This window comes from bacterium (assembly GCA_035505375.1).
Classification (GTDB): Bacteria; Hydrothermota; Tepidihabitantia; order Tepidihabitantales; family Tepidihabitantaceae; genus UBA2258.
Genome location: DATJQV010000042.1, coordinates 40,935 through 64,057, shown reverse-complemented (window position 1 = coordinate 64,057; position 23,123 = coordinate 40,935). Strand labels below are relative to the sequence as shown.

The 23,123-nt window shown below is 61.0% G+C and carries 25 protein-coding genes and 1 other RNA gene; 13 read left to right on the top strand and 13 right to left on the bottom strand.

Annotated features, from left to right (window positions below; translation table 11 throughout):
* Nucleotides 1-153 precede the first annotated feature (153 nt).
* From VMH22_07220 to VMH22_07210, 3 genes are all read right to left on the bottom strand, one after another.
* Nucleotides 154-423, bottom strand: a complete 270-nt coding sequence (locus VMH22_07220; GenBank protein HTW91486.1) for a hypothetical protein — start codon at nt 421-423, stop codon at nt 154-156.
* Nucleotides 420-974 (bottom strand): sigma-70 family RNA polymerase sigma factor, encoded by a 555-nt coding sequence (locus VMH22_07215; protein ID HTW91485.1) that lies wholly within the window; start codon nt 972-974, stop codon nt 420-422. Before VMH22_07215 ends, VMH22_07220 begins: the two co-directional genes overlap by 4 nt.
* Nucleotides 975-1,208: 234 nt before the next feature.
* On the bottom strand, nt 1,209-1,625 hold the full coding sequence (locus VMH22_07210; protein ID HTW91484.1) for a hypothetical protein: 417 nt from the start codon (nt 1,623-1,625) through the stop codon (nt 1,209-1,211).
* Between the two features lie 881 nt (nt 1,626-2,506).
* On the opposite strand from VMH22_07210, the gene VMH22_07205 reads away from it, so the two are divergent.
* The 3 genes from VMH22_07205 to VMH22_07195 are packed head-to-tail and all read left to right on the top strand — an operon-like array spanning nt 2,507 to nt 4,211.
* Nucleotides 2,507-2,737 carry a helix-turn-helix transcriptional regulator gene (locus VMH22_07205; GenBank protein HTW91483.1) on the top strand — a complete coding sequence of 77 codons (231 nt, stop codon included), beginning with the start codon at nt 2,507-2,509 and terminating at the stop codon, nt 2,735-2,737.
* Between the two features lie 15 nt (nt 2,738-2,752).
* A complete protein-coding gene (gene vsr, locus VMH22_07200; protein ID HTW91482.1) occupies nt 2,753-3,241 on the top strand; it encodes a DNA mismatch endonuclease Vsr in 489 nt (162 codons plus the stop codon).
* A 7-nt stretch (nt 3,242-3,248) separates the two neighbouring features.
* Nucleotides 3,249-4,211, top strand: coding sequence for a DNA cytosine methyltransferase (locus VMH22_07195; GenBank protein ID HTW91481.1), 963 nt, complete (start codon nt 3,249-3,251; stop codon nt 4,209-4,211).
* A 26-nt stretch (nt 4,212-4,237) separates the two neighbouring features.
* Here VMH22_07195 and VMH22_07190 read toward each other — a convergent pair whose 3' ends face one another.
* Together VMH22_07190 and VMH22_07185 are read right to left on the bottom strand one after the other, a co-directional pair.
* Nucleotides 4,238-5,389, bottom strand: a complete 1,152-nt coding sequence (locus tag VMH22_07190) for an HNH endonuclease signature motif containing protein (GenBank protein ID HTW91480.1) — start codon at nt 5,387-5,389, stop codon at nt 4,238-4,240.
* 154 nt (nt 5,390-5,543) lie between these two features.
* Nucleotides 5,544-5,795 (bottom strand): helix-turn-helix transcriptional regulator, encoded by a 252-nt coding sequence (locus VMH22_07185; protein ID HTW91479.1) that lies wholly within the window; start codon nt 5,793-5,795, stop codon nt 5,544-5,546.
* 48 nt (nt 5,796-5,843) lie between these two features.
* Here VMH22_07185 and VMH22_07180 point away from each other — a divergent pair, with 48 nt between their 5' ends.
* Nucleotides 5,844-6,134 carry a hypothetical protein gene (locus tag VMH22_07180; protein ID HTW91478.1) on the top strand — a complete coding sequence of 97 codons (291 nt, stop codon included), beginning with the start codon at nt 5,844-5,846 and terminating at the stop codon, nt 6,132-6,134.
* 49 nt (nt 6,135-6,183) lie between these two features.
* Nucleotides 6,184-6,318: a hypothetical protein gene (locus VMH22_07175; protein ID HTW91477.1), complete on the top strand. Its 135-nt coding sequence runs from the start codon at nt 6,184-6,186 to the stop codon at nt 6,316-6,318.
* On the opposite strand, the gene VMH22_07170 is transcribed toward VMH22_07175, so the two are convergent.
* On the bottom strand, nt 6,315-6,818 hold the full coding sequence (locus tag VMH22_07170) for a S24/S26 family peptidase (GenBank protein HTW91476.1): 504 nt from the start codon (nt 6,816-6,818) through the stop codon (nt 6,315-6,317). The two genes, VMH22_07175 and VMH22_07170, sit on opposite strands and share 4 nt — an antisense overlap.
* Nucleotides 6,819-7,071: 253 nt before the next feature.
* On the opposite strand from VMH22_07170, the gene VMH22_07165 reads away from it, so the two are divergent.
* From VMH22_07165 to VMH22_07135, 7 genes are all read left to right on the top strand, one after another.
* A complete protein-coding gene (locus VMH22_07165) occupies nt 7,072-8,091 on the top strand; it encodes a hypothetical protein (GenBank protein HTW91475.1) in 1,020 nt (339 codons plus the stop codon).
* A complete protein-coding gene (locus tag VMH22_07160; protein ID HTW91474.1) occupies nt 8,088-8,726 on the top strand; it encodes a hypothetical protein in 639 nt (212 codons plus the stop codon). Before VMH22_07165 ends, VMH22_07160 begins: the two co-directional genes overlap by 4 nt.
* A 226-nt stretch (nt 8,727-8,952) precedes the next feature.
* Nucleotides 8,953-9,582, top strand: coding sequence for a hypothetical protein (locus VMH22_07155; GenBank protein HTW91473.1), 630 nt, complete (start codon nt 8,953-8,955; stop codon nt 9,580-9,582).
* 81 nt (nt 9,583-9,663) lie between these two features.
* Complete coding sequence (locus tag VMH22_07150) at nt 9,664-10,650, top strand: SH3 domain-containing protein (GenBank protein HTW91472.1); 987 nt, start codon at nt 9,664-9,666, stop codon at nt 10,648-10,650.
* 3 nt (nt 10,651-10,653) lie between these two features.
* The gene (locus VMH22_07145) at nt 10,654-11,757 is read left to right on the top strand and encodes a hypothetical protein (protein HTW91471.1); all 1,104 of its coding nucleotides are present in this window, start codon (nt 10,654-10,656) and stop codon (nt 11,755-11,757) included.
* A gap of 84 nt (nt 11,758-11,841) precedes the next feature.
* The gene (locus tag VMH22_07140; protein ID HTW91470.1) at nt 11,842-13,419 is read left to right on the top strand and encodes a PAS domain S-box protein; all 1,578 of its coding nucleotides are present in this window, start codon (nt 11,842-11,844) and stop codon (nt 13,417-13,419) included.
* 105 nt (nt 13,420-13,524) lie between these two features.
* Nucleotides 13,525-14,466 (top strand): toll/interleukin-1 receptor domain-containing protein, encoded by a 942-nt coding sequence (locus VMH22_07135; protein ID HTW91469.1) that lies wholly within the window; start codon nt 13,525-13,527, stop codon nt 14,464-14,466.
* 82 nt (nt 14,467-14,548) lie between these two features.
* Here VMH22_07135 and ssrA read toward each other — a convergent pair.
* The 7 genes from ssrA to VMH22_07100 all read right to left on the bottom strand — a co-directional run bounded on the left by ssrA (nt 14,549) and on the right by VMH22_07100 (nt 21,636).
* Nucleotides 14,549-14,900: a transfer-messenger RNA gene (gene ssrA / locus VMH22_07130) on the bottom strand.
* Between the two features lie 216 nt (nt 14,901-15,116).
* Nucleotides 15,117-16,943 carry a DUF2207 domain-containing protein gene (locus tag VMH22_07125; GenBank protein ID HTW91468.1) on the bottom strand — a complete coding sequence of 609 codons (1,827 nt, stop codon included), beginning with the start codon at nt 16,941-16,943 and terminating at the stop codon, nt 15,117-15,119.
* Between the two features lie 13 nt (nt 16,944-16,956).
* Nucleotides 16,957-17,790: a hypothetical protein gene (locus VMH22_07120; protein HTW91467.1), complete on the bottom strand. Its 834-nt coding sequence runs from the start codon at nt 17,788-17,790 to the stop codon at nt 16,957-16,959.
* A gap of 21 nt (nt 17,791-17,811) precedes the next feature.
* The gene (dnaN, locus tag VMH22_07115; GenBank protein ID HTW91466.1) at nt 17,812-18,906 is read right to left on the bottom strand and encodes a DNA polymerase III subunit beta; all 1,095 of its coding nucleotides are present in this window, start codon (nt 18,904-18,906) and stop codon (nt 17,812-17,814) included.
* Nucleotides 18,907-19,083: 177 nt separating this feature from the next.
* Nucleotides 19,084-19,332 carry an exodeoxyribonuclease VII small subunit gene (locus VMH22_07110; GenBank protein HTW91465.1) on the bottom strand — a complete coding sequence of 83 codons (249 nt, stop codon included), beginning with the start codon at nt 19,330-19,332 and terminating at the stop codon, nt 19,084-19,086.
* A 3-nt stretch (nt 19,333-19,335) separates the two neighbouring features.
* Complete coding sequence (xseA, locus tag VMH22_07105) at nt 19,336-20,697, bottom strand: exodeoxyribonuclease VII large subunit (GenBank protein HTW91464.1); 1,362 nt, start codon at nt 20,695-20,697, stop codon at nt 19,336-19,338.
* Between the two features lie 87 nt (nt 20,698-20,784).
* A complete protein-coding gene (locus VMH22_07100) occupies nt 20,785-21,636 on the bottom strand; it encodes a 3-hydroxybutyryl-CoA dehydrogenase (protein HTW91463.1) in 852 nt (283 codons plus the stop codon).
* 494 nt (nt 21,637-22,130) lie between these two features.
* On the opposite strand from VMH22_07100, the gene trpS reads away from it, so the two are divergent.
* Nucleotides 22,131-23,123: a tryptophan--tRNA ligase gene (gene trpS / locus VMH22_07095; GenBank protein HTW91462.1), complete on the top strand. Its 993-nt coding sequence runs from the start codon at nt 22,131-22,133 to the stop codon at nt 23,121-23,123.

Sequence of the window (23,123 nt, the reverse complement as noted above, 5' to 3'; positions counted from 1 at the left end):
CACGTCCCCGGCCCGCAATCACTGCCCTCGCGTCCGGTTCTCCAGATTGTCATAGAGCTCTTGTCCTTGGTTATTGATACGCGGCCTCCCGGAAAAAAGTGCAGAAAAGTGACCCGGCCCTGTCGGCCGGGTCGAGAAAGGTCGTGGCGTGCGTTACTTCTGCCGGGACTCCCGCCTGAGCTCGTTCAGCCGCTTGAGGTCCACGTGCGGGTACTTACCGCGGAACCGGTTCATCTCGCGGTCGAGCAGGAGCGCCATCTCCAGTATCGTCCGCATCTTGTCACGGGATTCAGGGCAGCGCGCCAGGTACTCCTCGATATCCGGGTTCTCCCGGCGCTGCACCGCATCGGTGAAGTCGCCGAACAGATCGAGCTCGGCGTCGGTGAAATCAATGTCATCCGGGTCCTTGGATTCGTTCTTCACAGCACCCCCAGCCGGCAACGGTCGCACGCGAGCTTGTTCCTGAGCAAAACGAGGCCGCGCGCCCCGTGGAACTTCGCCGTCCGGATCGACGTCCCCCGAAGCCCGGCGACCTCGGCCCATGCGTATCCCTCGTGATAGTAAAGCTCCAGCGCCGCCTGCTCCGGTTCGGGCAACTCGCCCACCGCCCGCCAGAGCGCCCGCTTCAGCTCGCCCAGATCGTGCTCTTCCGCCGGCCCCTCGCAGGCGGGTTCCCGCACGCCGACAAGCTCCTCCAGACTCCGCATCTTCAAACGCTTCTTCCGCAGGAACGAGAATGCGACCGACCGCGCCATCCGGTAGAGCCACGTGCACAGGCTGCCCTTGCTCGGGTCGTACTGGTCCAACCGCTGCCAGGCCAGGGTCAGCACGCAAATCTGCACGTCCCGCCGGTCTTCACCATCGCTCACCCAGATGCGCAGCCAGCTTCCTACCCGTTCCCAGAAACGCTCCCAGAGGACCTCGAAATCCACGGTCCCGCTGAGAATCCCTTTAACAAGTTCGGCGTCGCTCATCAAACGCCTCCTGAGTTACGCCCATCTCGGCCACGGACAATCCGCCGGCGCGCCTGACCGCGGACCGGTCAAAATCGACTAACAGGGCTTCCGGCGCCATTCTCCCGGCCGGCCCGTTGCCGGACAGCGCGCGCCGACGTACCGGACGCCCTGATAGATTCCGCCCTGATACAACAAAAATGCTACATCTCCCCTGCCTGCTGTCAATGTCATGAAGTGAACCCCGACTCCGCTTCATTCGTCGTTCGCGCTTCGAGTTTCGGGTTTGCCCTCATGGGCCAGGTCTAGATTGAACACATTCAGCGCAATGTCGTAGAGCACGGCCCGCGTCAGCCCCCGCGACTCCCACGTCGCGACGAGCAGCATCGCCTCCTGCCGGCGGGAATGATCGGACCATCCCTCCCGGCAGAGCTTGCCCAGTCTCAAAGTGAAGCTGTAGTAGAACGGACGCACGATGGTCGCCACGCCCGCTGTATCCAGTACCTGGCCGGCCATGCGCCGCTCGATGTTCACGATCTCCATACTCGCTGCGTAACGCTTCTTCTGCACCTCGGTGAGCCCGTCACGGCGCGCACCCATCTGCCCGGCCCGCAGCCTCGCCGCGTAATTGGCCACCATCCGCTCGGCCCGCTCGCTCGCTCTATCCTCCATGATGGACCTCCTGTCCGAAAAGGACCTCCTGACCGATAAGCCACATCAACCGTCCGCTCAACCCTCTCCGAAACCACTTAGCGACGACGTTCTTCGTGCGCCGCGTGTAGTCGGGAAATGGACGGCCCGTGGCAAGCGGATTCTGTCCGGTTCGCATTCTGAATTCTGGTATCTGATTTCTGAATTCTGGACTATCCAGCCGCGTCGGGCGGCGCTCCGCCAGCATAAGTTCTTCTGCGAATGCTACATACGCCTGCTTCTGAGACTCATCGCTCACGACTCCGTCCACAATCGCCCTTATCCTTAGCTCCTTCGGGCTCTCATGATCTGGCGAATGGCAATCATGTTTGTTCATACATCACCGTACAGCTATTGATACGCGAGTTCTCGGAAAAAAGTGCAGGTTTCCGGGATAACCCCGTCGCCCCAGGGAGCGGTATGGGGGGCAATGAGGCCCGCCATGACCCATGCCATGACTCCAGCGATAGCTCGTGTCATGGCTCAAGTCATGACACCGGCAATGACTCAGGTCATGTCACCCGCCATGGCACAGATCATGGCTCCTGCCATAGCACCCGTCATGGCTCCGGCCATGACCCAAACCATGACTCCCGCCATAGCTCAGGCCATAGCTCCAGCCATGATACCCGCCATAGCTCCCGTCATGGCTCCGGTCATAGCTCAAGCCATAGCTCCTATCATGGCTCCCGTAATAACGCCGGTCATGACCCCTGCAGTAGCTCCTATCATGGCTCCAGCAATGACTCCAGCCCCGACTTCCCGCCCGGCCCTCGGCTTGACTGCGGCGTGGACTCGCCCCCTCTGGCCAATTCGTCGGTGCTATCAATAGGCTGTAGACCGATAGGCATCTTTCTGGCACAATGCTCGGTATGCCTGACGATGTGGTACGTAAAGTCGGCCGTAGAATAAGGGAACTGCGTCAGAAGAAGGGCTGGTCCCAGGAAAAACTAGCCGAAGAAGCCGGCCTCCACCGCACCTACATAGGTCAGGTCGAGCGCGGCGAGAAGAACATTGGGGTCGAGAACCTGTTCAGAATCGCAAAGGCCTTCGACGTAGAGCCGGCCTACATGCTGCGCGGGCTGAGCTTGTGACAGGCACGCTCTGCCGTGCAGAAGCCCGTGGTTGACAACCTCTCGCCAGCTAGGCGCAGCTGGAACATGGCGAGGATCAAGAGCGAGTTCACGCTGCCGGAGCGGGCTGTCGCAGAGGTGCTCGACCGGATGGGAGTGCATTATACGACTCATGATCGCAGCCTGCCTGGCACCCCAGATCTGGTCATGCGTCAGCGCCGCAAGGTTGTGTTTGTGCACGGATGCTTCTGGCATGGGCATCGCTGCAAGCGAGGTCGCCACGTACCCAAAAGCAACGTGAGTTACTGGCGCGAGAAAATCAGACGCAACCGGGTACGCCAACGCGCCGCGCTTGGATCGCTGCGAGAACTCGGCTATGTCGTGTCCGTAGTCTGGGAGTGCCAATCGCAGGACAAGGAGTCTTTGACATCGAAGCTTCGTTCATTCCTGCAGCTGCCACAGCGCGCTGGCATTGGAGCCCGCAAGGAAGCGCGACCGAGTCACCGCCCGTTGAGTGGCGACTAGAGTCAGCATGGGTACGACTGGAGGAAAATACCGGGTGAACTCCTTCTTCGCCGGCATAGGGGGGTTCGACCTTGCGTTCGAGCGTGCTGGATTTGAGATAGGCTTCCAGTGTGAGATAGACGAGTTCTGCCTGGACATACTGGAGAAACACTGGCCGGACGTGCCTCGGGTCCGAGACATAAGGAGCATCACAAATGAGACAGCTATCGTTCCTGCCGACGTTTGGGTCGGCGGTTTCCCGTGCCAAGACCTCTCTCTCGCGCGCATGGGCAAGAGAAAGGGACTCGGGGGAAGTAGGTCAGGCCTCTTTTACGAGTTTGCTAGATTGGCTGGCAAAACGCGCCCCAAGGTTCTTGTCATCGAAAACGTGCATGGTCTACTCAATTCGCACGAAGGGCGCGACTTCCAAGTCCTTATTTCGGCATTGGCCAAGCTCGGGTATGCTGTTGGATGGCGTACTCTTAACAGCCGTTACTTCGGAGTCCCCCAATCGCGCCGTCGAGTGTTCATTGTTGGGTGTGATCGAGACTGGAGAGGTCCAGCCTCACTACTATTTGAGCCCGAACGCCGCGGTGGGGATGCTAAGGAGGGCGAACCGAATGAAACGGCCACTGTTTCCCCCTTTAAGGAAATCGTTGGAGACCCTTGCGGAGAAGGCCCAGTCCACCAAGCATTAGCCTATTGCCTGTACGCCTGTTCTGCAAGGCACACTGGCACGGACTGGAGTCGTACGTACGTGTGTTATCCTAAATCTGGTCGGGTCAGACGCCTGACGGCACGTGAATGCGAGGGCGTAATGGGTTTCCCGGATGGGTGGACGTTGCCCGGCAGACTTCGCCTGCCCGAACGGGATTTGGAGGCTAAGCGCTACTACGCCCTCGGCAACGCTGTCACGCCACCAGTGGCCGAGTGGCTTGCACGTCAGGTCAGGCAGTACCTACGCACCTTGGCTCTGCCACGCAATCCATAGCAGGCTAGGCCACGTTCTCAGATGTTCTAGACGGCGATCGCCTCATTGAACGACTTCAGGTACCTCGGGCTGGGCCAGTCTCTAGTCGAGTGGGGAAGCCTAGCTCGTGGCACTGGGCCGGCGAGGGATCTGAAATACTCGATGTCTGCTTGAGAGACGCGCGCGTGCTCTACCATTTCGGTAGGTATGCTCAAGCTGTAGTCGCCGTTGTTTGAATCGTAGTCCAGCCGCAGCAGTCCGACGTCAAACCCCCAGTGGCACAGGTGGTTCAGGCACAAACCGTTGTTTACGCCATCCAGTTCGTAGTGACGCCACGGCAGTATGTGTGCGGCAACGACGCCCGGTGGCTTGAATAGGGTGGTGGTCGGGAGCCTTGTACCGCTGAAGAGGCAGCGGTGATTGTATGCCTCGCGCACCCTTAGGCTGAACGCTCTTCCCTTAGCCCCCCTCGATGCCTGTAGACGCCATTCTGAAATCAGTCTCCGTTTTGCCTCGGGCGACGTGGTGGGATCATCCTCCGGTATGACCAAGCGCGGTTCCTCGGTCTGGGGCTCCGATTCGCCCACAAACCTCCGTTCGAGCGATTCCAGTGGGTCGCCCTGCGTATGCAGTGCGGCCGAGATAGCCTGTGCGGCGTGCTCCACCGGGCTGAAATCACCAGTGCACGTACGGATGGCCTGCTCATGGTTCCGTACGAGAAGAGCTAGCTCCCCTTTTTCGGTCCTGGCCGCCGCCCACACGCGCTCGATCCGGTCGAGGCGACTCACGAACCCAAGGTTGCGCGTGTTCCCGGTGCTGTTGCCCGCCATGAGCGCTGTAGGTCGCAGTATGACGGAACCGGGTCGAACCTCTGAAACGTCGACATCGATTGAAAGGACAGAGTAGCGCTTGTCGCTCAAGTTGACTGCGCCAGATGAAGTACGTCTTATCTCCCGAATTGGCTTTGGCAGAAGCAGCAATGCAGTAATAGCCCGGTAGCCGTGAACTCCCCCCTGAACGGTGCGAAGCCGAGTCTTGCCGTCCAGATGTCTGACCTGGGTTCCGCTGGGTACGACTAGGTCCGGTGCGAATTCGTAAGTGATGTCCTTCTCGATCAAATCCGACGCGTGAACCCCGCCTTGGGTACCGGCGAGCTCGTACTCACCTCGGCCCCCGCTGGGGCGAAGGGCTACCTTCATGCTTGTAGTGTATATGCCCGGCCAGCGCCAGTCAACCTATTAGGCATCATGCACCGGCACCGGTGGTCGCGGCCTCTGAGACGCACAAGTATGCCCTGCGTGCTGGCAGCTTGATGTGGACAAGTCCCTGAGTCGGCAATCGAGTGACCTGGCGCTATCCTGCGGGCGGGAAGAAGGAACCGACGGTGCAGTGGAGCATGCGGGCGATCTTCAGCAGGAAAACCGCCGACACGTTGATGAGTCCGCGCTCGATACGTCCGTAGTACGAACGGTCGATGCCGGCGAGCCGCGCAGCGTCTTCCTGCGAAATGCCCTTGGCCTCCCGGAGCTTCCGTATCTTAGCGCCGAGGGCCTTTAATTCTTTCACGCGGTCCATGGATGGATTATACCAAGCCAGCCGCTCCACGCCAGCCGTCCATTTGACTCGCCCTCCCGCTGCACCTAGAATCCGAACGTGAATGAGCCCCGACCCGACCTGGCCGCGCTGATGATGATGATTGAAGAGGGCCGCAAGGCTGAGCTCACCGACCTGGAACTCATGGCCGTTGTGCTAGGCACCGCGCCTGAACGCGCCGCAGAGGTGTTGCAGTCCGTGATTCCTGACGCAAGCCGGGAGCCCACTGCCGAGGAAGTCTGTAGACTTGAACTAGGCGACATCGACGGAACTAGCGCTGAGAATCGGCAGATCATCGCCTTGGTCGAGTTCTTGCGTAGGTACAGGACACAGAAGGGCATCGTTGAATAGCACCCCTCGCTCGACGACCCCCGCCCACAAGCGCTGGGGCCTAGCTGTAGTGTTCGTTATAGTCGCCGTGATCATGCCGATCTTCGCTAACGGAACTGAGGCCGGTGACGCTGCGTGGGCATGGTTCGCGTTCTTCATCATCAACGCCCTCATCGCCGCGTTCACCGACGTTTTCGTCGGCTAGAACGGGCTGGCGTGACGCAGCAACGGTAGAAGCAGCCCGCCCCTAGATAGTACCGCAATCACGCAGCGCTCCGGGCCGAGCCCGAACCTGATGTCCTTGCCGCCTCGCTCGATTCTCACGACTCGGCCAAGGATGTGCTCGGGACGAACTGGCGGTAGACAGTATACACCCAACGCGTAGTCTGCTCGGATGTGGAAGCTAGATCCGCGACGACCGACTACCCGATGTACCACTAGCCACTGACCGGTTGGCAACGGCTGCAGGTATGCGACGACCTCGCCCAGTCCGATGTCCCTCTCGGCCGACACCGGTGCGACGGTAATTACATCCCCGTCCCTGATGAACGGGGTCATGCTCGTACCCCACACCTGAAACCGCACTGACCGGCCCTTGTCCAGCACATCCCGCATGAGAGCTATGAAATCCGGCATGGAGGCATGAGCTACACCGCCACGCACGACTAACGGATTACCTGGACTTTCAGTCCGTTCAGATTCCAACGTCTGTCAGTTTATGCACTCCGCATCCACCGTCAAATCCCGCAGCCTTGACTTCCCGGCCCGCAGAAGTAACATTCGCCCTGTTGTGGAACCCAAACCCCGCCCGGCCTTGACGGAAGTGCAATTGTTAATTACGTCCCCGGAATCAGGTCACTGAGAGATGCCACTTCACTCGCTAAGAGTGTCTGAGGGGAACTACCTCTCCGTCTAAAAGCGAGATGGGCGCGGCTTGGTGTTGTGAGATAGGAGGCACATGAACGTAGAAGCAGTGTTCAGTTTCCTGGTGCATCCAGGCAAGCATCTTGAGGTGCAACCTCCGATTGGAGGTACTCTGATACCCCTCAACGGCAGCCTGTTTGGCATGCTGGACAAGCACTTCCAGTCAGCACCCACTGACTGCGACATAGAGATCGCATTCGTTCCCTCCGGTAACAAGCAGAACAACGCTTGCCGGAATGAGATACTCGCCCTCATCCGGCAGAACCATCTTGACCTGGCTCGCGCACTCGCAGCGCGCCTGCAAGCAGTCACGACGAACAGGTCAAATCTGGGCCTGCTCTTTGTGATGGTAGGCAGCGAGGGACAGGTCAAGCGCGTCTGCATCGCGCGGTTCCCTGCCGACTTCGGTATCATTGCGGAAGAGGAACGGAACGCTCTACGCGTGGAGTTCATCGAGAAGGTCTTCATGAAGAATGCCGCCACCTACAAGGCTGTGGTATATGAGGGCACCAGTCTCGACGCTGACTTCTGGGCCGGGAGAGCCATCGACCGGCAGATCAAGAACAGCCCGGTTGCGCTCTCGGGTTACTGGATTAAGGAGTTCCTGTTGTCAGATTTCAGAACGACGTCGGCGACTGGAACGCGGCGGCTCGCCGTGGCGATAAAGGACGCGATTGAAAAGACCACCGACCTCGATGTGAAGGAGGAACTGGTGGGGGCCGCACTACTGGCTCGCACTCTCCACGGACAAATGACGTCTATTGCTGGGTTCATGGAACAGTACAACCTTTCGGAGGCCGCGCGCCGCGAGCTGCTCCAGCACCTCAGAAGTCCGACATGCCAGAATGACATGTTCGAGTTCTCTAACGAGGAATACGGCAAGCATGTCCGGTATCGTTCGCTATCAATCAGCAGTGGGGCCACGATCATTGCACCGATGGATAGGTTCGACGATTGCGTCACGAAGCGGCGTATCAGTGAAACCGATGACGAGTACGAGTTCTCGACTCGCGGCCGGGTTGTGGACCAGCGTCTAAGGGTAGCCTCCAGATGAGTGAACTAGCGCAAGCCTATCGTGACCGATACGAACGGCTGCTCGTTCCCGTCGCCAGGCAACTAGAGGAATTCATCAAGGGCTGTCTCGCTGGCGAACCCCGAATCGACCGGATTTCGGCACGAGCGAAGTCAGTTAGCCGTTTCTTAGAGAAGGCCTCGAGATTGGAGAAGGGCGCCTTGAAGTACACTGACCCGCTGAAGCAGATCCAGGACCAGATCGGCGCGAGGATAATAACGTTCTACACGGATGATGTGCCTCGCGTGTCTGCCGCTGCAGAGAAGTACTTCAGGCATGTGGAAGCCAGGGACGTCACGCCGGAGTCAGAGTACAGTTTCGGCTACTTCGGAAGGCACTACGTCATGTTCCTACCCAACGATGTGCTCATTGAACCGAGGTCGGAGCTGCCGACGTTCTTCGAACTCCAGGTGAAGACGCTTTTTCAGCACGCTTGGAGCGAGGCGAATCACGACTTAGGATACAAGCCCGAATGCGAACTGAATGCCGAGCAGCACAGGAGGCTGGCTTTCACGGCGGCGCAGGCATGGGGCGCGGACCTGATATTCAGTGAGCTACACCTACAGGCAGCGGCGGCAGCTGCGCTACTGCCAGACAGAGTGTCTGGGGACAATTAGGGACAGGCCCCGTATTTCGGGAAGCTTCGGGACATCAAGCGAGACCACGGCTAACAGCCGACCGCCGGCAGCGACTGCCTTCATCCCTAAACCCTAGCCACCAGCCCCCCAGCACCTTCTCCGTTGACACCCCCGCCTGCAAGTTCTAGAATCCCGCGGTGCCCAGTGCGACGAGGTTCGAGAAACCGTGAATGCCTGCAGCGGCGTTGCGCAACAAGGAGATGAGATGACCAGCAGTAAGACGGAAATCAATAGTAACGTGCACACACGCTCTCGTTGGCCGCTTCTGAAGCTGGCAGCAGCCGCGTCATCGGCGGTGGCTTTGCTGGCAGGCTGTCACCTGTTCGGTCCTGACCGCACGGTCGAGAACTACTTCCCTCTGGCGGTAGGGAACCAATGGTCCATGAGTCGGGCAAGCCAACCCTCCGATTCCATGACCCTGGAAGTGAGTGACAAACGCGCCATTGGCGGTATGACGTTCTACAAGTTAACGACACCCGGGGAGCCCGACTATGCGAACTGGCTCACGCACCGGAACGGCGAGCTGAGAATATACTTCACTCAGTCCGACAGCGCACCTGACACGGCGAGCACTAGCTATACTCGGTGGCTGAAGGAACCGTTCGACGTGGGTAAGTCGTGGACGGTGCAACCAGACGACTCGTCGGAGACGCTCAGAATCACCGCCAACGACGTCACGCTGACCGTGCCGGCGGGCACCTTCGAGCACTGTGTTCAGGTCGAGGTCACTGACATGGCCACGTATTCCTACGCGCCCGGAGTCGGTTGGGTCGAGATAAGCGAAGCCGCGGACACGGCCGACCCCTATGTGCTCACGCGGTACGTCATAAAGTAGGGATGTCCGTAGTCGAGGCGCGGCGAACCGGATTCAACTCGACCGCTTGACATCCCGGCCCGCGGGGTTTACAATCGAACAGTGACCGGGCTGGTTAGTACGTCTATGCAAGCACATGATGCAGGTAAACCTGCCTCATTTCCCATTGGGACGTTCGGGGCGAGCGACAGAATCCGCGGCGGCGGGGCGTGCTGTTCGACTGCCGTGCGGGTGGCGGCTGTCCTGACCCTGGCCGCCGGCATCCTTTCCGCCCAAAACACCGTTGACACAACCCACGTTGCCCGCACCGCCTGGGTGATTGACGAGGCTTGTCGGGTCTACGAGCATCCCGACCCGTTTGCCACTGTCCTGTTTGCCACCGGGGCCGGCGATTCCTACCATGTTATCGAGCAGTCCGAGGGCTGGTACGAGGTCGCGCTGCCCGGCAGCCGGACCGGATGGATTGCAGCCAACCACGCCGTGCTGAGTTCGACAACCGCCGGCGGCCGGCCGCACGTTGCGGGCTCGGGTGGCGAGGTTAGGGCCGCGCTCGGCGGCGCGCTGGTCGGCGGCGTTATTGGGATCGTACCGCTGTATGCGTTCATGGCCTACACCTTCGGTCAGATTGGCCTTGACCTTTTCACACCCGTGCATGGCTCGGACGCCGTTTCGGGAACCACTACCACAATCGCTTTCACCTCCGCCATCGTATCGCTGGTCGTAGCCACCCCGGCGGCGGCAGCCTACGGCGCGTATTCAGCCGGCGAACAGGAGCGCCCGGGCGGCAGCCTGTCGCAGGCATGGGGCGCGGCATTGGTCGGCAACCTCGCCGGGTACACCGTGGGGTTCGGCCTGGACGAGCTGCTGTCCAACTCCGGCTTGCCGGCCGGTCTATTCACGACCGTGGGTTCGGTTGCAGGTACGACTACCGGCGCGGTACTCGGCTACGAGCACAGCAAACCGGCCAACGCGCGCCACTATGCTTCGGTCCAGGTTGGACTGCCATCGGTCGCCCTTGCGCCGGGCAGAACGGCCTCAGGCCAGGTGTCGCCGGTTGTACGCGCCAACCTCGTTGATCTCCGGTTCTGACCCATGTTCATCCTTCTGCTGGCAGCCCTGACCGCGACCAAACCTGGGGACAGTCATCATACGGGGGTAGTACCCTTACCTCCGGTTCATGACACCGCGGTTGTGGTAGCCGTAAGCCCGCGCCTCGGCACCGAGATTCACGCGCGGGCGAGCCGCTCGTTCCACCTGTTCCCCGGGGTCGAGGACTTCACATCCGCGGTCTTTCTCAGGATGCCGGACAGCACGTACTTGCTGAAGATTACCGCGGACTCAGCTCAGGCCGCGCAGCAGTACCCTATCACGCAAGAGCAATTCCGGCGCATCGGTTACTATGTGGACCATTTCGAGGACATCGTTCCCGAACTCGCCGCATTGCCGGGCGGGCAGGCGAAGTACTTCGACCTCTGGCAGGGAATCGGCCAAAGACCCGTGGCCACCGAAGCCTATCCCGTAAGCCCGCCGCCGCCGGCCGCATGGACAAGTCGCGTCGTGGACGGACTGACCGGCGTAGCCTGCGGCCTCGGATGCGGCGGCACAATCGGGGCAATGAGCGCTATCAGCTTCGTGGAAAGCAAGCCGGAGTCGCTGCTGATATCGGACTGTCTGACCGACACCAAGCACTGGTATCACTACTCGGTTGACATCTACGACGTGAATCAGGGAACCTATGCTGCCGACGCCGGAGCCGGACTCGCAGTCGGTGCCGGCACCGGAATCCTGCTTGGCAACTCCCAGGCACACCGCAGCCTGACCGAGACGGCAAAACGGAAGGGCGTCGCCGGATACGACTTCTTCGGCGACCCGATTGCCGATCTCATGGTCCGCCAGCGGATGCCGGCTTCCAACCGGACGCTGTGCACGTTCCTCGGCGTGTCCTCAGGCTGGGTGGTCGGGACCAGCGTCGGCCTGCTCGCCACCGCGATTGTCCGGAGCATAGTGTTCCATCCGAACGCATGGGACACCATCATCATCCGGCACGACGGCTTCACCCTCGACCTGCCGCTGATTGCCTTCTCCCTCGGCGGGACTCTGCGCGGGGCGTACATCGGCTATCGCTACGGCGAACAGCAGGACTGGAAAGAGGCGGTCGAAGACATCAAGCGAGAACGACTCGGGTTCAACCCGTGAACGAAGAAGTGCGCACGGCCAGCGTGAGCCTGCCCGAGCCGGCTGCCGCCGTTCCACCGGCGGGCAGACAGGAGGTTAGTAATCATGCCAGTTAAGAAGCGACGTTCCACGCCGAGGCGGACCGACGCCGGAGCGCGCCGGCAGGACGCTATCCTGAAGGCGTTGATTGAAAGCCCGACCGACACCCACATTCTCACACTTGACCGCAAGTACCGCTACACGTCCTTCAACGCCAGCCACCGACTGGAGATGAAGAAACTCTATGGCGTCGACATCAAACGGGGCATGTGTCCGCTCGACGTCATCAACATCCCGACGGTGAAGGAAGCGGTGCGGCGCGGCTTCGACCGGGCCCTGGCCGGTGAGAGCTTCACCACGGTCGAGCCCCAGCCCGGAACCGACACATGGTACGAGTTCGACTGGAGCCCGATACGATCCGCCGCCGGAAAGGTGGTCGGCCTCGCCGCACTCGTCCGAGACATTACCCGACGCAAGCGGGTCGAAACCGCGCTGGCCGAAAGCGAAGAACGCTATCGCCGGTTGGTGTCCGAGATCGGCGAGGGCATCGGCATCAGCGACGCGGCTGAGCGTTTCTTCTTCGCGAACCGCGCCGCGGATGAGCTGTTCGGAGTGCCGCGCGGCGGTCTCATTGGCCGTAACCTGCTTGACTTCCTCGACGCCGAGCAGACCGAGATAGTGCGGCAGCAGACCGCCCGGCGAGGCGCCGGTCATACCGATTCCTACGACCTCGAAATCACCCGCCCGGACGGGACCAGGCGAATCACGGTCGTCACTGCCTCGCCCTGGCTCGACGCCCACGGACGGTTCGCCGGTTCGTTCGCGGTCTTCCGCGACGTGACCGAGCGCAAACAGGCCGAGCAGGCGCTGTCCGAGAGCGAGGAAAGGTTCAGGCTTGCATTCGACCACTCACCCATCGGTAAGTCCCTGACTCTTCCATCCGGGGAGCTCCGTCCGAACTGGGCGTTCGTCGAGATGCTTGGGTATACGAAAGAGGAACTGGAGCAACTCAGGTGGCAGGACGTCACCCACCCTGAAGACATCGATCTGACTCAGAGAGCTATCGACCCATTGCTTTCCGGAGAAAAGGACTCGGCAAGAATCGTCAAGCGGTTCATCCGCAAGGATGGCACGGTCGTCTGGGGTGACATGGCTACCTCGCTGCGAAGAGACGCGGATGGAAGACCGCTGTACATGATGACTTCGGTAATCGACGTCACCGAACGCAGGCAGGCCGAGGAGCGCCTGGCCGCAGTCGCCCAATATGCGCGGAGCCTGCTTGAATTGTCCCCCGACCCCCTGATGGCAATCAACGCGGACGGCGAGATCACCGACGTGAACGAAGCTACGGTCAAGGCGACCGGAGTGCCGCGCGAACAACTCGTCGGCACCGACTTTGCGGGCCACTTCACCGAACCGGACAAAGCCCGTTCCGGCTATCAACGGGTCATCGCCGAAGGCTCGGTAACTGGCTACCCGCTTACCATCAAGCACCGGGATGGCAGGCTCACCGCCGTTTTGTTCAACGCAAGCGTATACTGGGACGCCAAAGGCAGCGTTGCAGGCGTGCTTGCCGCGGCCCGGACCGTTACCGAGCACGAGCCGGCCCCGGAACCCGACACTCAATCCCGCCCGACCGCTTGACATGGGAATCCCGTCTGCTACCATGTGGACAAATGCGCCGGACTATTGGCAAAGGTACCCGGCACGAGCCGGGCGACCAGAGGCAGTGGCCGCACCGGGGTCCCGATGAACGCTGATCCTGCGGGCATCGTACGGCCGGCCGCTGCCGAGCCCCATGTCGTTATTCCGTTCAACTACGCAGACCACCGGTTCGCCCGCAAGCTGTCGGGCGCCTTGCGCCGGGATGGGATTAGTCCATGGGTCGACGAGATCGACATGTCGGCGGGAGCACTGCTCGTCAACCGGCTGGCCCAATCGGTCCGACCCGTGGACTTCGTCATACCGCTCATTTCCGCTTCTTCGCTCTCCTGGCGATGGGTCAAACAGGAACTGGGCGCAGTTTCGATCAGAGACATCAGGGGCCGCCGCGTCAGGGTGCTCCCGGCGAGGGTTGACGGCTCCGCGTTGCCGCCGGACATGGTATCCCAGCCGTACATCGATTTTCACGGCCGCGGCTGGGATCAGGCCTACGAAGACCTGAAGGCAGTCATTCAACAGCGCCCCAGCCCGAGACCGGAAGCGCCGTCGGCCACGAGCTTCGCCAGGCCGCGCCCGGCAATGCGCCCGAAGCCCGCAGAAGAGAAACCCCGCGGCAAGGTGCTCTTTGTCAGCTACGACTACGACAAAGACGGCTACTACCGGGACATACTGCAAACCTGGGCGAAGATGCCCGACTTCGCGCACGTCGTTGTCAACGACCAGCGCCCGGCCATGCCGCTGGAGAGCGAAGCGGCAACGTCGCTCAAGAACCAGATTATCGGCAAGATAAAGTCGGCGACCGGATTCCTCTGTGTCGTGGGCGACAACACTGCCACCAACGAATGGGTGGCGTGGGAGATAAAGACGGCCATCGCGATGGACAAGCGGATGATGGTGGTCCGAACAAACCGTGAAAGCATCGTGCCGGACGCACTGGCCGAAGTCGGCCCCACGGCCGCCATGTCCTTCACCTTCGAAGGCATCAAGCGGGCTATCGACGAAGCCTACGGCGTGATCTCGCTCGAATAGCCGTCCGTCGTCCCTCGTCCCTGCCCCCGGCCCCTTACCCCTAAACAAAAGGCGGTGCCTTCGCGGCAACCGCCCGTTGCTGACATGGAGGCGGCGGGAATTGAACCCGCGTCCGAAGAGTTCGGCGCCAGCGAACTACATGGTTAGTCAGTCGATATTTCTCGGCGCACCGTTAGCCGACCGACAGGCGCGGTGAACCCAGCCCCAGCGATTCTCGGATTCCGGCCCTGAGACACAACCGGAACCCAGATCACCCTTATATACCCTGACTTCGCGCCGGGTGAGCTCGCGGGTCAAGGGGCTCCATTAGTTAGGCAGCCAGTGCGTAGCTGTTATTGGCAGCTGTGTTTCCCCGGTCGGGATTTACGAGGTAACCGAGGAACCTCGCCATGCACTCTGGCTCCTCAGGCACTCCGTCGAAGCCAATCGCCCCCGACTTACGTCTGAAAAGCCTTTCCGACTCCAGATTGTCACGTCATTGTATACCGGAATCGGACGATAGTCAATCCAAACCGCAGTCCCGGAACCCGGAATGGGACCGCCAAGGTCCGGAACGGATCTATTCGCAGGTCACGCAGATTCCCCGGTGGCTCGGATCCCGGAACCTCTTTGTGCTTTGGTGTCTCAGTGGCGATGTGCCGGAATCCGGCTCAACCGGCCCCGGAACTGCCGCCGCCACCGCCCCCGCCGCCACCGCCTGAGAAACCACCGCCGGTCGTCGACGCGGTTGAGAACGACGTCATCATGCTGCTCATGTTGGAGGCAAAGGCTCCAAAACCGGCAAAGCCGTCACTCAAGGATGCCAGGGAGCCGCCGGGCATGCCGCTGGCTCCGATGTACCAGAGCGGCAGGGCGAGACCGGTTCCCCGTTGCTCGGCCAGCCTGGTCACGTGTTTGAGGAATTCCTCGGCCACGCCCAGAGCAACGGCATAGACGTAGTAGTATTCCCAGATGGCGAGCAGGTTGACCGGCGCCTGTTCGATGGCCGAGAAGTCCTTGAGGAACTTCTTGAAGTTCTGCCAGCGCTTGTGTTCGAGGTATGCGGTCGGGTCCCAGCGGAGTATGACGCGGCCGGCGAGAAGGTAGACCATGCCGCAGACAACAACTGCCGCGATGGTGAATGGGAACCGCGCGCCAGTCAACCCCGGCGCGACCGTTGCCAGGCCGCCGACCAGCAGCCAGGAACCGGGGATGAGGAATACCGCGGCAAGGACGCCAAACAGGGCGTAGGCCCGTCGGCTCGCGGCCTCGGTGAATTCGACGCCAAGCTGCTTATGCCACCAGTCGAGACCGGAGTCGAACAGGCGCGATAGCATCCCACTGATGGTCGTGGGATGGGACCGGCCATAGTCCCTTATCATGTCTTCGGTCAGCACGTTCCCGCCGCCCCCGAACACGCCGAAGAGGTACTCGGCCGCCATCTTGTCGAACTCGGACAGCCCTTCGACTTTGTCGGGTTTGTCCAGGTGGAACTCGTATCTGGTCTTGTGGCCCTGTCTCACCTCGTTGACCGAGACGATTCCTTGTCGGGCCAGGCCCAGCAGCGTGGCCATGAGGCCGCCGAACAGCTCCTGAGTCATTTGCGACTTGGCCGGGCTCTGGTGCAGGATGAACGGCACGGTGAGCGGCGGGGCCTTGCGCGGCGGCTCGTGCTCGTAGATGGCCTGGTAGTCGAGCTTGGGTTCCCGCCCGAACCGGGAGTAGAAGACAATGAGCAGCGCCACCGGCAAGAGAATCAGCAACAGGCCAAGCGGGATGAAGAAGTGACTGCGAAAGGTCGCGGCCAGGAAGTTCTTCTTCTCTTCCGCCAGTTGCTGTTCATACTTCTTCTGCGGAATCTGCGTAGTCTGCGGATACAAGTTCGGGTTCGAAAGCACCCGCACCTCGACAAACGTGTTTCCGGGTATCCCCTCCTGGTCGATGTATGCCGTATCGAACGCCGGAGAGAAACTCAGCTTGCCCGGGCGCGCCGCGGAGTGGACATAGACCTTGAACAGGCTCGGCGAAGGACCGGGGAGAACAACCCTGACGTGTATGCGGCCAATCGGCTCGTGGGCATCCTCTATCACCTTCCAATAGAACTCGGCTACGTCATCGTAGCGTCTCACTGCGCCCCCGACCGTGTAGTCAATCAGGAACGTCCGTTCTTCGTCCTGAGCCGAGTATCCCCAGCGCAGGTAGAGCGACCGGCTGGTGTTCGACACCTCGGGTGCCAGTTCCTGCCAGCCGGCTGCGGTCTGCATGGCCAGCCGGTTGAGGCGGATGTCGGACGCGCCCTGCTTCTTGAGGTCGAGGTCGGCCCAGGAAAAACTGCCTTCGAACGCGTAGGTCCGTCCCTGCAGGACTCGCGCGCTGCCGTCGGACTGCAGTCTGATATCGGTTGTCACTCCCGGGTAGTAGTAGGACTTCGCAAGCACGAGCAGCGGCAGCAAAAGCAGCAGACCCAGAATCGTCCGTCGGGCGGTTGTCTTTACCATTGGGTTGGTCGGCCTAACGACTCCTGGCTGCGCGGAGCCTGGCCTTCAGTCGTTCAAGCATCTCCCGGTTGTCGGGTAGTCGCCGGGTCAAGGTGGGCGAGCCGATATAGAAGTCTCGCTCGGGGGGCTCGTTCCAGGCATTAACAAATCCGACCGCGTTGCCGCGGACGTTACCGAGATCACCGGGTTCGAGAGGAGGGCCAAACCCGGACCACACCCTCACGCTGCCGTCACCATTGAGCACTTCGCCCACGACCGGTGGAAACAGACGGTCGGGGAGCATCGCGATGCTGGTACTGCAGACGAGCGTGTCGAGTTCGAATTGGAATTCGTACTCGTCCATGGTATCGCCGGTCGTATCATAGTAGGCGTAGTCAACGTAGATACTCAGCCAATACCACTCAGCTCCCTGTGATGCGCTCCAGGTCGCCACCAACGTCGAGTCCTTGCGAAGTAAGTAGTTACCGGTCGGACGGGTGACACGGAAGTCGCCGGGCATTACCACGTGGCAGAAGCCCGTGCCCCAGTAGTGTTTGACATTGAGTTCGTACTTCTGGCATGAGCCAAGCACGCTGTCGTCGCCATATTGGTACTCATTGGGTGTGTAAGAGTAGGCCTCAACCCGCCTGCCATTGAGAAGTACGGTCGGTACCATCCGCAATCCGTCGCAGTCGATTACCTCGACGTCGGTGCTGTCGTAGTCCTGAGCCCGTACCAGGAAGCCCCAGATGGTCGGCTCCTTGTAGTTGGGATTGACGCCGCTCTCGTTGTCGTGGCAGGCGAGCAGCACAACGGCGCACGACAGAATGAGAAACCCCAGCCTCATCATGTCCGGGCCGGAACCCACCCGGCGTCAGTGTGCGAGGCCCTAGTCAAGTCGGATGGGCATCAACAGGAACGTCTGTTCGGTCTCCGGCTTCTCATCAACCGGCTTGAACAGCCCGGCCGACAGCGGGTTGGAGAGCTCGACCGCGACCTTGTCCGACTGCAGCCGGCGGAGAATCTCCAGCATGTAGCTGGCATTGAAGCCGATGCGCACCGGCTCGCCCGTGTAGCTGCACTCCGCTTCCTCCTCGCTGCGGCCCACGTCCGGGGTCTCGGCTTTCAGACCGAGCTTGCCCTTTGAGAAGTCGAGCGCGACCAGCCGGCCGACGGGATGCGCGAAAACCGCGGCCCGGCGCAGGGCGGCCGAAAAGACGTCGTGATCCATGAGTGCCCGGGCCGGATAGCCCTTGGGTATCACTCGCTCGTAATCCGGGAAAGGCCCCTCAATCTGTCGCGTGATGATAGTCGCGTTCTGGAATACGAACCCGATCTTGGCTGGGTCCATATGCACGGTGAAGTTCTCCTCGCCGCGCGGGAACAGGGGAAACAACTTGGGCGAGACGATGACCTTCAGCTTGCCCGCGAACTTGCCCTTCCGGCAGACATATGCCAGACGGTGCCCGTCGGTGCCGACCATCCGGCTCTCGGTCTTGGAGACCTCCCAGTTGATGCCGGTCATGGCCGGCCGCGACTCATCTTTGGACGCCGCGAACGACACAGTCTCGAAAAGCTCGAACCAGGTCGAAAGCGGGAACTCCATCGTCACGCCTTCTGGCAGCTTCGGGACCTCTGGGAATTCGGATGGGTCAAGACTGACGAGCGACGCCCTCACCTTGCCGGCTTCGAGGCTGAGGCTCCGCTCCTTGCTGGACAGCGTGACGGTCGGTGCGCTTATCTCGCGGACAATTTCAGCCAGCTTCCGGCCCAGGACGACGACGGTGCCGTCTTCCGACGCGCCTTCAAGCTTGAATGTCCGGCGCACGTATGTATCGAGGTCGGTCCCGGCGAGCGCCAGCTTGCCGCTGCTTACCTCCAGCGTGATGTTGTTCAGAACCGGATAGGCGGACTTGCTCGGCAGCGCGTTGGTTACGCCGGCGAGCAACTCCGCGAAGATGCCACGGTCAATCTCACAGCGCATTCATGTCTCCTTTGCCGGCACGGCGTGTTGCTCGGTATACTTCTACCCGATTCCACCCCGGTGTCAAGCTGAATCGGTGAGAGTTACCAGATTCCAGGTACAAGTGACCAGTGAACAGAGCCGCATGCTTGTCTCGGTCCGTTGGTCATTAGTAATTGGCAATTGGGAATTCTCGTCCTAGTGTTCTTCCTTGAACGGCTCTTCCGCGAACAGCCCCTGCTTGTCCTTAACCAGTTGGCTGACCTTCAGTTCGGCCTCGGCCAGCCTCTCCTTGCATGCCCGGGCAAGCTGCACGCCGCGCTCGAACAGCGCCAGCGACTTGTCGAGCGCCAGGTTCCCTGCCTCCAACTGCTTGACGATGCTCTCCAACTCGTCCAGCGCCTTCTCAAAATCGACGGCCTCGTTCGGCTTCTCGTTCTTTGCCATAGTCTAGTTACCTCCGGCACCGGTTTCGCCGGTTCTCTCTACCCGGCAGTCAATGGAACCATCAGATACCCTGAGACGAACGCCATCGCCCGCTTCGACCTGTCCGATTCGGCTCACAATCGAACCGTCGGGCTTAAGACAGATTGAGTAGCCCCGTCCAAGGCTCGCCAGCGGACTCAGCGCGTCGAGTCTGGCCCCCGCCTGACCGAGCCGAACGTTCTGTCGGGACATGAACGCCAGCGTCGGCTTCTCCAGCCTGGCAATAAGAGCCTGCAACGTGACCCTCTGGCGCAGGATCCTTGCCACCGGATTCAGGCCGTTAAGGCTCCGGTCCAGCGCGGTCAGGGCCGCCACAGCATCTCTCAGTCTTGCGCGAGCGGCTCCTTCGGCAGCACCCGCCATCCGCTCGACCCGATGGTTGAGCTCAGCCAGATGCGCGGCCATCAGATCGAACGCCCGATGCCTGACCAACTCATCGATCGCCTGCTGCTTCTCGAACAGGACCTGCTCGGTTGCTTCAAGCAGTTGCCCCGCGAGATCTTTGAGCCGGGTCTCAAGCTCCTCCCATGGCCTCGCCACGAGTTGGGCGGCGGCGGTTGGAGTTGCCGCGCGGACATCGGCCACGAAGTCGGCGATAGTGAAATCCGTCTCATGCCCGACCCCGGATATCACCGGCACGCGCGAGGACGCAATTGCCCTTGCCACGACCTCCTCATTGAACGGCCAGAGGTCCTCAATCGAACCTCCTCCCCTGCCGACGATGATGACGTCGACCTCGGGCCGGGCGCATAGCGCGGCCACGCCTTCGGCTATCTGCTCAGCCGCCCCTTCACCCTGCACCTGGGCCGGGTACAGCAGAACAAAGACCTGCGCCTTGTGCACGCGCAGCGTCCTCAGCATGTCATGGATTGCCGCGCCGGAAGGCGACGTGACGATACCGACCGTCCGCGCCAGCGCGGGGAGCGGCCGCTTCCGTTCGGGCGCGAACGACCCTTCCCTTTCCAGCCTGCGCTTGAGTTGCTCGAACGCCTTCTGCAGAGCACCCAGGCCCTTGGGTTCAATCGTGTCGAGGATTACCTGGTATCTGCCGGTAGGCTGATAGACCTCAAGCCGGCCGTGTGCCACCACCTGCATCCCATCCTCCAGCTCAAACTTCAGGCGCTGGGCCGAGTGGCGAAAACAGACGGCCGACAACTGAGAACCCTCATCCTTCAGGGCGAAGTAGAAGTGACCTGATGGGTATGCCTTGAAGTTGGACACTTCTCCTTCTATCCACACGTCGGAAAAGTACTCGCCCAGCATCCCGGCAACCAGTTGGTTGACCTGAGATACGGAGAGTACCTTACGCGCAGCCGCGGCTTCCATAGACGAGGGAGTCAGAGAGGAGTCAGGAAGAGAGCAGTTTCGGAATTCCTGCCTCCGTCCCTCCCTTGCTCTCTTTCTCCCTCCTCCCTACTTCGTGTACTCGTAGAACCCTCTGCCCGTCTTCCGCCCGAGGTACCCGGCCGCCACCATCCGCTTCAGCAGCGGGCAGGGCCGGTACTTGGAATCACCGAGGTCGTTGTACAGCACGTTCATGATGGCAAGGCATACATCAAGACCAATCAGGTCCGCCAGAGCCAGTGGCCCGATGGGATGGTTCATTCCGAGCTTCATCACCGTGTCGATGGCCTCCTTGTCGGCCACGCCGGATTCGAGACAGAACACCGCCTCGTTTATCATCGGCAAAAGGACCCGGTTGGACACGAATCCCGGCGAATCGTTCACGACTACCGGCGTCTTGCCCAACTCCCTCGACAGTGACACAACTGCATCGGTAACTTCAGCCAGAGTTCCGAGGCCGCGCACGACCTCGACCAGTTGCATCACCGGCACCGGGTTCATGAAGTGCATGCCGATGACCTTGCCCGGCCGCCTGGTCGCGCCGGCGATGGCTGTCACTGAGATTGTCGAAGTATTCGTGGCGAGGATCGTGTCCGGCCCGCACAAACTGTCGAGCCTGGCGAAGAGCTCCAGCTTCAGCTTCTGATTCTCGGTCGCTGCCTCAACCACGAGGCCGCAATCCTTGAGTAAGGCGAGGTCGAGACTGGGCTTGATGCGGGACATCACTGCGTCCGCAGCCTCCTGGGTCAACTTGGCCTTCTCGACCATCCGGGCCAGCGACTTCTTGACCGCGCTCAGGCCATTGTCGACGAACTTCTGGTCAATGTCATTCAGGGTGACATCGTACCCGGCCATGGCGAATACCTGGGCAATGCCGTTGCCCATTGTGCCGGCGCCGACAACTCCAATCTTACGGTTCATGTTGGCTCCTTTTCGGTTCGAACTTGAAGCCACATTATATGAAACCGACTCGCTGTCAAGCCGAACGGCTCGGCCTGCGATACCGGCCGAGCAGAAGTCATCGGAAACGACACAGGCGCGCCCGCTCCGCTCCCAATCGGAAACGGCGCACGTGAATCGGACTCCAACCCGGCAACCTGAAATCACCAATCCTGAATCTGAAATGGGTCGGACTCGGCGGGGTTGAGGCTCAGGTTGCGTCCAAGACTTGCTACGAACCCGACCCCGACTTCTCCCCTCCTCCCGACGACGACGTCTGAGATAGATACGGTAGCCACGAAGACGCGCACTGTAAGACAGGAACCTCGGAGGACAAACCCGAATGACAAAACCCGCACCGTCGGACAGCACGGACTTCGAACTTCGAGTTTCTCTGAGGCTTTCGTGGCCTCAATATCGGTTCTGGGCGAGCCAGCCCCGCTTGATTGGCCTTCAGCGGTCGGTATAATCCGCCGATGTTGAAGAAACGGATTCTGACCGGCGACCGCCCGACCGGCGCACTGCATCTTGGTCACTATATCGGGTCGGTGGCCAACCGCGCCCGGCTGCAAGACGAGTATGACACTTTCGTCATCATCGCCGACGTGCAGACGCTAACGACCCACTTCGACCATCCTGAAATGCTGCGCCAGAACGTGCTCAACGTGGCGATGGACAACCTCGCCTGCGGCGTTGATCCGTCCAAGGCGACCCTGTTCATCCAGTCTATGATCCCGCAGATAGCCGAGCTTACCGTCATCTATTCGAACCTGGTGACGGTCCAGCAGTTGTCGCACAATCCGACTATCAAGTCCGAGGCGGCCCAGTACAATTTCGGCGAGTCGATGCCTTACGGGTTCCTCGGCTATCCGGTCAGCCAGGCCGCGGACATCACTTTCTGTCGCGCCCACCTCGTCCCGGTCGGCGAGGACCAGGCGCCCCATATCGAACAGACACGGAAGATTGTCCGCAAGTTCAACGCCACCTACGCCGAGGTGCTGGTGGAACCCGAGGGCCTGCTCCAGCCCAAACTTGTCGGCCTGGACGGAAACGCGAAGATGTCGAAGAGCCTGGGTAATGCCATCTATCTATCGGACCCACCTGAGGAAGTGAAGCGCCGGGTCTCGACCGCGCTGACCGACCCGGCGCGCATCCACCCGACCGACCATGGCCACCCCGACGTCTGCGTCGTCTATGCGTACCACAAGGTGTTCAATCCCGAGGCCCGGCCAGACATCGAGGAGCGCTGCAAGGCCGGCACCATCGGCTGCGTCCCCTGCAAGAAGATGCTGGTCGAGGTGCTCAACCGCTTCCTCGCCCCGATCCGCGAGCGCCGGTCCGTCTATGAGAAAGACCCGGACATGGTCTGGGACATCCTGAGCAAGGGCACGTCCCACGCATACGAAGTAGCCGCCGCGACCATGGCGCTGGTGCGCGAGGCGATGAAGATCGACTACTTCAAGCGCTAG